An 11,806-nucleotide genomic window follows, 5' to 3' on the forward strand; every position below is an offset into this window, starting at 1 on the left:
GCCGGGCTTCCTACTTCAGAGAAAACGAGTCTATCGTGACTGCTTGAACGGGCGCGCCGTCTGTGTCGCTGCTGCCCGGGGTGATCCCTGCGGCAGCGATGCCGGTCACCACGTCCAGGCCCGAGGTCACCTTGCCCACCACTGTGTAGCCGCCGGCGGAATCAGCCGGAATGTTCGTGTCTTTGTAGACGATGAAGAACTGCGTTCCGTTGCCGTAGGCGTTGTTGCCGCTCCGTGCCACGGCTATGGTTCCGGCCGGGTAGGAGTTGTCCGCCGGGGTGTTTTCCAGGGGACCCCACGTGTAGTTGGGATCGCCCTGCCCGTCGCCGTTCGCGGAGCCGCACTGCAGTACCCCGAAGGCATCGGAGGTGGTGAGGCGGTGGCAGCTCTTGCCGTTGTAGAAGCCTTCGTCGCTGAGGGACTTAAAGACCGCCGCGGCCTGCGGTGCCGTTGTTCCGTTGAGTTCAACGCCCAGCGGCTTGCCGTTCAGCACGAGGTCCCCGGTGAACGTCTTTCCCGCCGCGGTGTCGGCGGCCGGGATGTTGGGCCCGTTCGTTGCCGGGGCTGACGGAGTGGCCGACGCCGACGGGTTGGTGAGGCCCGCCTCGGTGGCAGCGAACTCATCCTCGGTGGGGTTGCCGGCGAAGGCCGTCAGCTGAAGCACGACGGCGAGCACCACGGCGGCGGTTCCGGCACCGGCGGCGATCAGGTTGTCGCGTTTGCGACGCTGTTCCTGGTCCCGCCTCAGCTCGCGTTTGGCCTCCATCTGCTGGATACGCCGTTTTGCTTCGCGGGCACTGCGTGAACTGGCCGCCAAGGCTCCTCCTCATGTGTGGCTGTGATGTCTCTGTACTGCCTGGTTGCGCCAGGGGCCTTGATGGCACCGGGTACAGTCCCCTGACTGCCAGGCCCTGCAGGTCCGGCGTATTAGAGATGCACACCGATGACGCATAAACTGACTGCCGCACATAGTTTATGCATGACTGGCTGGACAGCCGCCGCAGGGCGCCCCCGACGGGCGGGACGCGGCCGCCGTCCGGCACCCTTAAGAGGAGAGAACTTCCATGGCACGCACCGCCTCCCTGTCCGGATTCCCCGAGTGGCTTCCCGAGGAGCGGCTGGTGGAGCAACACGTCCTGGATACCTTGCGCCGCGTCTTTGAGCTGCACGGCTTCGCCTCGATAGAGACGCGGTCAGTGGAGACCGTGGGACAGCTTCTGCGCAAGGGTGAGATCGACAAGGAAGTGTACGGGCTCAGCCGGCTCCAGGACGATGAGGGCGGGACCCCGGACCGGGGCGGCAAAGCCGACCAGCACGCGCTGGCGCTGCACTTCGACCTGACGGTGCCCTTCGCCCGCTACGTCGTCGAAAACGCCGGCTACCTGGCCTTCCCCTTCCGGCGCTACCAGATCCAGAAGGTCTGGCGCGGCGAACGCCCCCAGGAAGGCCGCGCCCGGGAATTCACCCAGGCGGACATCGACGTCGTGGGCGATGGTGAGCTGCCGTTCCGCTATGACGTTGAAATCGCCCTGGTCATCGCCGAGGCACTCAGTGCGCTTCCCATCCCGGACTTCCAGCTCCGGGTCAACAACCGCAAACTGGCGGAGGGCTTCTACCGCGGCATCGGCCTGACGGACACGGCCGGGGTCCTGCGCAGCATCGACAAGCTGGAAAAAATCGGTCCTGCCAAGGTTGCCGAACTCCTGAAATCCGAACTTGGCGCCACCGACGAGCAGGCGCAGAAGGCCCTGCAGCTTGCCGGCATCCGCACCGGGGACCTGTCCTTCGTGGCCCAGGTCCGTGCCCTCGGCGTCAGCAATGACCTGCTCGAAGAGGGCCTTAACGAGCTGGAGCAGGTCATCGACGCCGCCGTCCAGCGCGCACCCGGCAAGGTGCTGGCGGACCTCAGTATTGCCCGCGGCCTCGACTACTACACGGGCACCGTGGTGGAGACCGTCCTGGTGGGACACGAACAGCTGGGTTCCATCTGCTCCGGCGGCAGGTACGACGCCCTGGCCTCCAAGGGCAACCGGAAGTTCCCCGGCGTCGGCCTGTCCATCGGCGTGACCCGGCTGGTTTCGCGCATCCTCAGCCAGGACCTGGCCAAGGCCTCCCGTTCGGTTCCCACGGCGGTGCTGGTGGCCCTCGCGAACGACGACAACTGGGGCGCTGCGCAGGACGTCGCCGCCCAGCTGCGCAGCCGGGGGATTCCCACCGAGGTTGCCGCCAAGGCGGAAAAGTTCGGCAAGCAGATCAAGTTCGCCGACCGCCGGGGCATCCCGTTCGTCTGGTTCACGGACGACGACGGCACCCACCAGGTCAAGGACATCCGGTCCGGTGAACAGGTAGTCGCCGCCCCGGAGACGTGGATGCCGCCGGCCGCCGACCTCGTGGTGCAGGTAGCCACCGCCGGCGCGGTTCCTGCCCAGGTCTCCTGAACAGGCCTTTCCGCTCCTTCCGTTCTGTCGGAGCTTTGCCCGTGGATGCCGGCTTCGGTCCTACGGGTAAACTCGGACGGGACCGGTCCCGGCATCATCGGGACCTATTCCCTAAGTTTTCCCGCTGTTTCCTCTAGAAAGGTGTGCTGTGCTCCGCACACATGACCTCGGATCCCTTCGTTCCGAGCACATTGGACAAACCGTAACCCTGGCCGGCTGGGTAGGCCGCCGCCGTGACCACGGTGGTGTGGCCTTCGTGGACCTGCGTGATGCGTCCGGCGTGGCACAGATTGTGGTTCGCGAGGAGGAAGTGTTCCACGGGCTGCGGAACGAGTACGTCCTGCAGGTCACCGGCACCGTCTCCAAGCGTCCCGAGGGCAACGAAAACCCCGCGCTCGGGACAGGTGAGATCGAAGTCATCGCCGAGGACGTGACGGTGCTCAACACCTCCGACCCGCTGCCGTTCCAGATCGACGAGCATGTGGAAGTCGGCGAGGAAGCGCGCCTCAAGCACCGCTACCTCGATCTCCGCCGCCCCGGCCCCAGCCGCAACCTCCGGCTGCGCTCCGAAGCCAACCGGGTGGCCCGCGACCTGCTGCACGGCGAAGGTTACGTGGAGATCGAGACGCCCACGCTGACCCGTTCCACGCCCGAAGGCGCCCGCGACTTCCTGGTTCCGGCCCGCCTGGCACCTGGCTCCTGGTATGCCCTGCCGCAGTCCCCGCAGCTGTTCAAGCAGTTGCTGCAGGTGGGCGGTTTCGAGAAGTACTACCAGATCGCCCGTTGCTACCGAGACGAGGACTTCCGCGCCGACCGCCAGCCGGAATTCACCCAGCTGGACATTGAGGCCAGCTTCGTGGACCAGGACGACGTCATCCGCCTCGGCGAGAACATCGTCAAGGCTGTCTGGAAGCTCATCGACGTGGAAATCCCCACGCCCATCCAGCGCATCACCTACGCGGACGCCATGGCCCGCTACGGTTCGGACAAGCCCGATCTTCGCTTCGGCCAGGAACTGACGGAGCTCACGGAGTTCTTCAAGGACACCAACTTCGGCGTCTTCAAAGCTCCCTACGTTGGCGCCGTGGTCATGCCCGGCGGAGCGTCGCAGGCGCGCCGTGCCCTTGATGCCTGGCAGGAATGGGCCAAGCAGCGCGGCGCCAAGGGTCTGGCGTACGTCCTGTACAAGGAAGACGGCGAGCTCGCCGGTCCGGTCGCCAAGAACCTTACCGACACCGAACGCGCCGGCCTGGCCGACGCCGTCGGCGCCAAGCCCGGTGACTGCATCTTCTTCGCCGCCGGCGAAAAGACCCCGTCCCGCGCCCTGCTGGGTGCCGCCCGCGTCGAAATCGGCCACCGCACCGGCCTGATCGATCCCACGGACTGGGCTTTCTGCTGGGTTGTCGACGCGCCGATGTTCGAACCGGCTGCCGCTGCTGTGGCTTCCGGCGACGTCGCCGTGGGTGCAGGCCAGTGGACCGCTGTGCACCACGCCTTCACCTCGCCCAAGCCGGAGTTCCTCGACACGTTCGACAAGGACCCCGAGTCCGCGCTGTCCTACGCCTACGACATCGTCTGCAACGGCAACGAGATCGGCGGCGGTTCCATCCGTATCCACCAGCGGGACGTGCAGGAACGCGTCTTCGAACTGATGGGTCTGGACAAGGAAGACGCGCAGACCAAGTTCGGGTTCCTCCTCGAGGGCTTCAAGTACGGAGCGCCCCCGCACGGCGGCATCGCGTTCGGCTGGGACCGCGTGGTTTCGCTGCTGGCCGGTGTCGAGTCGATCCGCGACGTCATCGCCTTCCCGAAGTCAGGTGGCGGTTTCGATCCGCTGACCGCTGCCCCGGCACCCATCACTGCGCAGCAGCGCAAGGAAGCCGGTGTCGATTTCAAGCCTGAGGCGGTCAAGCCCGTCGAGGCCAGGAAGTCCGAAGCGGTCAAGTAACGCACCTTGCTGAGCGGCAGGAGGCTCCCCGATTCGTCGGGGCGCCTCCTGCCCCTGCTTAACCCACCCTGGAGGAGAATGCCGTGTCCACCACCGAAGTTGACGACCACCTGGCCGGATTCCCTGGCCTCGAAGCCGCCATGGACGCGGCATGGCCTGCGCCGGAACACCACGACCTGGGTCCGTGGGTTCTTCGTGCCGCCGGGGGAGTGACCCAGCGGGCCAACTCGATCTGGCCGAGCCCCGCCAGCGGTGCGGGGGAGCCGGAGCTGGCCGGGCTGCTGCGGGATGCCCGGTCCTGGTACCGCAGCCGCCGGCTTCCCCTGATCTTCCAGGTCACCGCCACCGCCGAAGCGGCTGCCCTCAATTCCTTTTTGGATGCGGAGGGCTTTACCACGCAGTCCGAAACCCTGATCATGACCCGGGGGCCGGCGCGCCACGCCCGGGTTACGGAGTCGCGACCCGCCGTCGATCTCGCATCTGCTCCCTCTGCCGAGTGGCTTGCCGTGTGGTGGGCGGTGGACGGACGCGGCGGTGACGACGCCCTGGCCATCGCGCGCACCATCCTCGAGGGCTGCCCCGCCGTGTATGCCATGGCCCGGGACAGCGCGGGCCGGCCCGCCGCCGTCGGACGCCTTGCCCTTCCGGACACCGGGCCCGAGGCGAGGGGCGGACTTTACTCCATGGCGACGAGCCCCGAGGCACGCCGACGCGGTTACGGGACCGCCGTCCTGGACGCGCTGCTCACGGAGGGGGCAGAGCGGGACCTTGCAGGCTACTGGCTGCTCGTCACCGCAGCGAACCACGGAGCCCAGGCGCTGTACGCCAACGCTGGATTCCGGGAAACCGGCCGCTACGCCTACCGCCAGGAACGGCCCAAGCGGCACCTGACCGGCTGCTGAGCAGGCTCCAGGGTCTACTTCCCCGGCGCATCACTGACTGTGATCCGGATGGAGCAAGCGTCGGAGGCGGCTTTCTTCACGACGGCGGCCCGGGGCTCCGGCACATCCAGGTATGCCAGGCGGTGCAGTCCGGCCCACTTGGCCAGCGCTGGGTGCCCCAGGACTGCTTCGGAGAGGGCCCTGTCCCCACCCGGGACGACATATTCGAAGGGTTCGGCCGCAAACACCTGGGCGGCCTGCAACGCCACGGCATCCACCAGGGCGTCGGCCTGGTTGGAGCGGCGCCGGGCAAACCGCTGCTGTGACTGGCCGCCGGCCGCGGTGCGGGACTGGACATACCGGGTGCCCGCTTTGGAAGCCAGCAAGAGGCCCTCGGCAGCAATGCCGACACCATAGCCGCCGCGCCGCACCAGGAGCAGGCCGCACCGGCGCGGCTGTGCGGCCAGCGACGCCAGGCGTTCCAGCGGGTCGGCTCCCCGTCCGGGCCGCCCATGGGCGGGCCAGGGAGCTTCGAGGAGCGCTTCGGCGCCGTCACCTGCCAATAGCCGCACGCCGTCGTCGTCTTCCCGTATTGCGAAACCGTCATGGCTGCCGGCGAACCGCCCGGTCCAGCCGGCCAGCCGGGAACCGGAAACAAACGCCGTCCGGACCGAGGGGGAGCGGCCGCTGCCGGCGTCATGGGTGGTCATGGCAGGTTCGGGTTCCTTCCGGATAGCTGTGGCGGGATCGCCGGGCGACTGGAAGTAGCCTATCTATGTGGATGATCTCTTTGGGCCGGGGCAGGGCAATGACGACGACGGCGATTCGGCCGCCGCGGGCAGCGCAGCCGCCAGCTCCTCACCACGCAGTCCGCTGGCTGTCCGCATGCGGCCGCGCACCCTCGACGACGTGGTGGGCCAGCAGCACCTGCTGGGCCAGGGATCGCCGCTGCGCCAGCTGGCGGCCGGAGCCGACGCCGCCGGGCCGGCCGGGCCAAGTTCGCTGATCCTGTGGGGGCCGCCAGGGACCGGCAAAACCACACTGGCGCATGTGATCGCCCGGGGGCCGGGCCGCAAGTTCGTGGAGCTCTCAGCCATCACCGCCGGCGTCAAGGACGTCCGCCGCGTCATGGACGACGCCCTGACTGCGCGTGACCTGTACAAGACCACCACCGTGCTGTTCCTGGACGAGATCCACCGATTCAACAAGGCCCAGCAGGACGCACTCCTTCCCGGCGTCGAAAACCGCTGGGTGGTGCTGGTGGCCGCCACCACCGAAAACCCGTCCTTCTCGGTGGTGTCGCCGCTCCTTTCCCGTTCCCTGCTGTTGACCCTCAAGCCGCTCACGGACGCCGACATCGAAGGGCTGCTCAGCCGTGCCGTAGCGGACCCCCGGGGACTTGACGGCAAAGCGGAACTGGACCCCGAAGCCCTGGCCCATCTGGTCCGGCTGTCCGGCGGCGACGCCCGCCGTGCCCTCACCGCCCTGGAAGCCGCGGCCGGCGTGGCGTTCGGTGATGCCGACGACGCCGGAACCGGGCCGGTAACCGTGGAACTCAAGCACACCGAACGGGCCCTCGACGTCGCAGCCGTCCGCTACGACCGGGCGGGAGACCAGCACTACGACGTCGCCAGCGCGTTCATCAAATCCATCCGCGGCTCCGACGTTGACGCCGCCCTCCACTACCTGGCGCGCATGCTCGAGGCCGGCGAGGACCCGAGGTTCGTGGCCCGCCGCATCGTCATCTCAGCCGCCGAGGACGTGGGCATGGCCGATCCCACGGCATTGCAGACAGCCGTGGCCGCAGCCCAGGCAGTGCAGCTCATCGGAATGCCGGAGGGCCGGATCATCCTGGCCGAGGCGGTGGTCCACCTGGCCACGGCGCCAAAATCGAACGCCGCCTACATGGGCATCAACAAGGCCATCGCCGATGTGCGCGCCGGCATGGGCAACGGCATCCCGCCCCACCTGAGGGACTCGCACTACCCGGGCTCCAAACAACTGGGGCACGGGAAAGGCTACAAATACGCCCACGACGCCCCGCACGCCGTGGCTGCACAACAGTATCCGCCGGACGACCTGGTGGGCCGGGACTACTACCAGCCCACCGGCAACGGCGCTGAACGCGACATCGCCGCCAGGCTGGAGCGGCTGCGGAAGATTGTCAGGGGCCAGTAGCCGCCGTGCTAAGGTAGATGTTTGTCTGGCAAGGCACAGGCGCACAATCCACCGAATTTTCGTTTGATGGAGCTGCGCCCTGCGCCCAGTAGCAAAAGGCAGCGGTTGGCCGATGCTCTCCATCAAGGAGGCCAGTAACACTGACACACCGCAGATATTGGAAGGACACAAGTGGCTAACAACACTCGTGCTCGCCGTCAGGCCCGCCTCTCGCGGTCCCTCGGCATTGCTCTTACCCCCAAGGCCGCCAAGTACATGGAGCGCCGCCCGTACGGCCCCGGTGAGCATGGCCGTGCCCGCAAGAAGCAGGACTCCGACTACGCCGTACGTCTGCGCGAAAAGCAGCGCCTGCGCGCCCAGTACGGCATCCGCGAAGCACAGATGACCCGTGCCTTCGAGGAAGCCCGCCGCACCAAGGGCCTGACCGGTGAGAACCTCATCGAACTGCTCGAAATGCGCCTTGACGCCCTGGTCCTGCGTGCCGGCTTCGCCCGCACCATCGCCCAGGCCCGCCAGCTGGTTGTGCACCGCCACATCCTGGTTGACGGCATCCGCGTTGACCGTCCGTCGTTCCGCGTCGGCGAGGGCCAGTTGGTCCACGTCCACAGCCGCAGCGAGACCATGGTTCCGCTCCAGGTTGCAGCAGCCGGCGCGCACCGCGATGTCCTGCCTGCTGTCCCGGCCTACCTGGACGTCAAGCTTGAGGCACTGCAGGCCCGCTTGGTCCGCCGCCCCAAGCGCTCCGAAATCCCGGTGACCTGCGAAGAGCAGCTCGTCGTCGAATTCTACGCACGCTAAATCCCAGCAGCGTATCCAAAGAAGCCCGTGGCAAGCGCCACGGGCTTCTTTGTATGTAAGGTACTTGGGGGACATCTGCCCAACGCGGTTCGCGGGGTGCGCAGGATGGTTCCGGACCACAGAATTTCAAGGAGATGAACGTCTATGACTGGTGGCGATATCGCCGGCCTGGTCGCTGCCGGAGTGTTTGCACTCCTGGTACTGCTGCTCGCCGTGCCCATCCTCAAGCTGGGCAAGGTGCTGGACGAGGTGCGGACGTCCATCCGGTCACTGAGCGACGGCGCGACGCCCCTGATGGATGAGGTCACGGCCACCGTGACCACCACCAACCAGCAGCTGAAGAAGGTGGACGGCATTTCGTCCAACGTCTCTGACGCTTCGGCCAACCTTTCCGCGTTGTCGTCCCTGGTGGCCGCCACCGTCGGTTCACCGCTGATCAAGGTGGCCGCGTTCAGCTACGGCGTCCGCAGTGCGCTCTCCAACCGCAAGAAGCCCGCCACCGGCCGCCGCAGCCGCTAAGCCCCGAAAGAACACCATGAAACGACTTGTCTGGATGGGAATCGGCGTGGCCATCGGCGTTATCGCCTTCCGCAAGGTCACTGAGGCCCAGTCCGCCCTGGGCCCGGAAGGCCTCAACAGGGCTGTAGGCAGGCTGGCCGACGGCGTCTACGACTTCGCCGACGCCGTCCGAGCCGGAATGCAGGAACGCGAAACCGACCTGCGCAGTGCGCTCGGCGTCGAAACCGCGGACCTGGTCCGCAGCTGACGCCCCGGGCCATCAGCCCGCAACAACCCGGCAGGGAACCCGACCAGGCCCTGCCGCCTGAACGAACTTTCCGCGTCGTCAACCGCGGACCAAGAAGGGTATGAAACAGCTCATGAAATCGCAGGAGATCACCAAGCGCTGGGTGGACTTTTTTGTCAGCAAGGGCCACACGGCGGTTCCCTCCGCATCGCTGGTGTCCAGCGACCCGTCGCTGCTGTTCACTGTGGCCGGCATGGTGCCTTTCATCCCCTACCTCACAGCCCGCGAAGAGGCGCCCTACACCCGGGCCACGAGCGTCCAAAAGTGCATCCGCACCGGCGACATCGAGGAAGTGGGCAAGACCGCCCGGCACGGCACCTTCTTCCAGATGTGCGGCAACTTCTCCTTTGGCGACTACTTCAAGGAAGACGCCATCAAGTTCGCCTGGGAGCTGCTCACCACCAGCGTTGACGACGGCGGGTACGGCCTGCCGCCCGAGCTCCTGTGGGTGACGGTCTACGAGGAAGACGATGAGGCCAAGGAACTGTGGCTGAAGAATACCGGCGTCCCCGCGGAGCGCATCCAGAAGATGGGCAAAGCCGACAACTACTGGAACACCGGCCAGCCCGGCCCGGCCGGCCCCTGCTCCGAGATCTACTACGACCGCGGTCCCGCCTACGGCATCGAAGGCGGCCCGCTCGCTGACGAGACCCGGTACATCGAAATCTGGAACCTCGTGTTCATGCAGTACCAGATCGACAACGTCCGCTCCAAGGACGACTTCGACATCGTGGGTGAGCTGCCCAAGAAGAACATCGACACCGGCCTGGGCATGGAGCGTCTGGCCATGATCCTCCAGGGTGTCGAGAACATGTACGAGACGGACCAGGTCCGTCCCGTCATCGACAAAGCCGCCGAACTCTCCGGCAAGGAATACACCTCCGCCGAAACCCCGGATGACCCCCACCACACGGACGATGTCCGGATGCGCGTTGTGGGTGACCACATCCGGTCCGCCCTGATGCTGATTTCCGACGGCGTGACCCCCTCGAACGAGGGACGTGGCTACGTCCTGCGCCGCCTCATCCGCCGTGCCGTGCGCTCCATGCGCCTCCTCGGCGTCGAACAGGCCTGCCTCCCGGACCTGCTGCCGGCTTCGCGCGACGCCATGAAGGGCGTCTACCCCGTAGTCGACACGGACTTCGCCAGGATCAGCCGGATTGCCTACGCCGAAGAAAAGGCCTTCCTGCGGACCATTGCGTCCGGCACGGCGAGGCTCGAGGACGCGGTCAAGGAGTCCAAGGCCGCCAACAAGCAGCTTTCCGGTGAAGACGCCTTCGCCCTCCACGACACCTACGGTTTCCCCATTGACCTCACCCTGGAAATGGCCGAGGAAGCCGGGCTGAAGGTTGACGAGGCCGCCTTCCGCAGCCTGATGCAGGAGCAGCGCCAGCGTGCCCAGGCCGACGCCAAGGGCAAGAAGGGCGGCCATGCGGACCTCAGCGCCTTCCAGGAGATCCTGGCCCAGGGCGAGACGGTCTTCACCGGGTACACCGAGCTCGACGGCGAATCCCGCGTCCGCGGCCTGCTCACCGGCGGCCGTCCGGTCCAGCAGGCAGCCACCGGCGACGAGATCGAACTTGTCCTGTCGGAAACACCGTTCTACGCCGAGGCCGGCGGCCAGGCCGCCGATACCGGCCTCATCACCGGTGACGGCTTCGTGGTCGAGGTCCTGGACGTGCAGCGCCCCGTCAAGGGCCTGAGCGTGCACAAGGCGATTGTCCGTGAAGGTGAAATCGGCGCCGACTCGCTGGTGCGCGCCGCCGTCGACCGCGAACGCCGCCATGCCGCCGAGCAGGCGCACACGGGCACGCACATCGTGCACGCCGCCCTGCACCAGATCCTCGGCCCGGAAGCCACCCAGCGCGGATCCTTCAACAAAGCCGGCTACCTCCGGTTCGACTTCGCCTGGGGCGAGGGCCTGAGCACTGCCACTCGGTCAGAAATCGAAGAGGTTTCAAACCTGGCCATCCGCAACAACTACGCGGTGGACACGAAGGTCATGGGCCTTGCGGAGGCGAAGGCCCTGGGTGCCATGGCCCTGTTCGGCGAGAACTACGGCAGCGAGGTCCGCGTCGTCGAGATCGACGGCGCCTGGTCCCGTGAGCTGTGCGGCGGAACCCACGTAGCCAACACCTCGTTGATCGGCAGCCTCTCCCTCCTGGGCGAGCAGTCCGTGGGGTCGGGAAACCGCCGCGTGGAGGCCTTCGTGGGCATGGAGGCCTTCCGGCACCTGGCGGCCGAACGTGCACTCGTCACCGAGCTGACCGACCTGCTGAAGGTGCCGTCGGGGCAGCTGGCCGACCGGATCTCCGCAACGCTTGCCAAGCTCAAGGCCACGGAAAAGGAACTGGACCGGCTCCGCAAGGAACAGCTGGCAGCTTCAGCAGCCCAGCTGGTCAACAGCGCAAGGGACGCTGCGGGCGTCAGCCTCATTGCCCATGACGCCGGTTCCGTCAGCGGCGCCGACGACATCCGCGGCCTGGCCCTGGACCTCCGCAACCGGCTGGGTTCGGCCCCTGCCGCGGTGGCTGTTGCAGGCGTGGCCAACGACCGTCCGCTCGTCCTGGTGGCCACCAACGAAGCCGCCCGGAACGCCGGAGTGAAGGCCGGAGCCCTGGTTCGCCTGGCTGCCGGAGTCCTCGGCGGCGGCGGCGGCGGCAAGGACGATGTCGCCCAGGGCGGCGGCACCGATGCAGGCAAGGTGGGCGCCGCGCTGGCAGCCATCCTGGACGCCGTCGAACGGCGCCAGTCCTGA

10 protein-coding genes are annotated in these 11,806 nt (G+C 67.1%); 8 read left to right on the forward strand and 2 right to left on the reverse strand.

Annotated features, from left to right (window positions below; all coding sequences use genetic code 11):
- Nucleotides 1-10: 10 nt before the first annotated feature.
- Complete coding sequence (locus AC1DBN_RS00900; RefSeq protein ID WP_477722439.1) at nucleotides 11-817, reverse strand: peptidylprolyl isomerase; 807 nt, start codon at nucleotides 815-817, stop codon at nucleotides 11-13.
- 247 nt (nucleotides 818-1,064) lie between these two features.
- Here AC1DBN_RS00900 and hisS point away from each other — a divergent pair, with 247 nt between their 5' ends.
- The 3 genes from hisS to AC1DBN_RS00915 all read left to right on the forward strand — a co-directional run bounded on the left by hisS (nucleotide 1,065) and on the right by AC1DBN_RS00915 (nucleotide 5,288).
- On the forward strand, nucleotides 1,065-2,438 hold the full coding sequence (hisS, locus tag AC1DBN_RS00905; RefSeq protein WP_477722440.1) for a histidine--tRNA ligase: 1,374 nt from the start codon (nucleotides 1,065-1,067) through the stop codon (nucleotides 2,436-2,438).
- Nucleotides 2,439-2,586: 148 nt separating this feature from the next.
- Nucleotides 2,587-4,386 (forward strand): aspartate--tRNA ligase, encoded by a 1,800-nt coding sequence (aspS, locus tag AC1DBN_RS00910; RefSeq protein WP_091720470.1) that lies wholly within the window; start codon nucleotides 2,587-2,589, stop codon nucleotides 4,384-4,386.
- 140 nt (nucleotides 4,387-4,526) lie between these two features.
- Entirely contained in the window at nucleotides 4,527-5,288 is a 762-nt protein-coding gene (locus tag AC1DBN_RS00915; RefSeq protein WP_477722531.1) for a GNAT family N-acetyltransferase, read from the forward strand.
- Nucleotides 5,289-5,302: 14 nt separating this feature from the next.
- Here the strand turns inward: AC1DBN_RS00915 and AC1DBN_RS00920 are convergent, their stop codons facing one another.
- A complete protein-coding gene (locus AC1DBN_RS00920) occupies nucleotides 5,303-5,977 on the reverse strand; it encodes an acVLRF1 family peptidyl-tRNA hydrolase (protein ID WP_477722441.1) in 675 nt (224 codons plus the stop codon).
- A 67-nt stretch (nucleotides 5,978-6,044) separates the two neighbouring features.
- Between AC1DBN_RS00920 and AC1DBN_RS00925 the strand changes: the two genes are divergently transcribed.
- From AC1DBN_RS00925 to alaS, 5 genes are all read left to right on the forward strand, one after another.
- Entirely contained in the window at nucleotides 6,045-7,445 is a 1,401-nt protein-coding gene (locus AC1DBN_RS00925) for a replication-associated recombination protein A (protein WP_477722442.1), read from the forward strand.
- A 171-nt stretch (nucleotides 7,446-7,616) separates the two neighbouring features.
- Nucleotides 7,617-8,243, forward strand: coding sequence for a 30S ribosomal protein S4 (gene rpsD / locus AC1DBN_RS00930; RefSeq protein WP_015937210.1), 627 nt, complete (start codon nucleotides 7,617-7,619; stop codon nucleotides 8,241-8,243).
- 144 nt (nucleotides 8,244-8,387) lie between these two features.
- Nucleotides 8,388-8,762: a DUF948 domain-containing protein gene (locus AC1DBN_RS00935; RefSeq protein ID WP_091720462.1), complete on the forward strand. Its 375-nt coding sequence runs from the start codon at nucleotides 8,388-8,390 to the stop codon at nucleotides 8,760-8,762.
- A gap of 16 nt (nucleotides 8,763-8,778) precedes the next feature.
- Nucleotides 8,779-9,009: a DUF6167 family protein gene (locus AC1DBN_RS00940; RefSeq protein WP_015937208.1), complete on the forward strand. Its 231-nt coding sequence runs from the start codon at nucleotides 8,779-8,781 to the stop codon at nucleotides 9,007-9,009.
- 112 nt (nucleotides 9,010-9,121) lie between these two features.
- A complete protein-coding gene (gene alaS, locus AC1DBN_RS00945) occupies nucleotides 9,122-11,806 on the forward strand; it encodes an alanine--tRNA ligase (RefSeq protein ID WP_091723984.1) in 2,685 nt (894 codons plus the stop codon).

This window comes from Pseudarthrobacter sp. 10T415 (assembly GCF_056394175.1).

Bases quoted from the DNA above. Each gene is read 5' to 3' on its own strand.
- hisS (WP_477722440.1), top strand. From the start codon at position 1,065: ATGGCACGCACCGCCTCCCTGTCCGGATTCCCCGAGTGGCTTCCCGAG.
- AC1DBN_RS00915 (WP_477722531.1), top strand. From the start codon at position 4,527: ATGGACGCGGCATGGCCTGCGCCGGAACACCACGACCTGGGTCCGTGG.
- AC1DBN_RS00920 (WP_477722441.1), bottom strand. From the start codon at position 5,977: ATGACCACCCATGACGCCGGCAGCGGCCGCTCCCCCTCGGTCCGGACG.
- AC1DBN_RS00935 (WP_091720462.1), top strand. From the start codon at position 8,388: ATGACTGGTGGCGATATCGCCGGCCTGGTCGCTGCCGGAGTGTTTGCA.
- AC1DBN_RS00940 (WP_015937208.1), top strand. From the start codon at position 8,779: ATGAAACGACTTGTCTGGATGGGAATCGGCGTGGCCATCGGCGTTATC.
- alaS (WP_091723984.1), top strand. From the start codon at position 9,122: ATGAAATCGCAGGAGATCACCAAGCGCTGGGTGGACTTTTTTGTCAGC.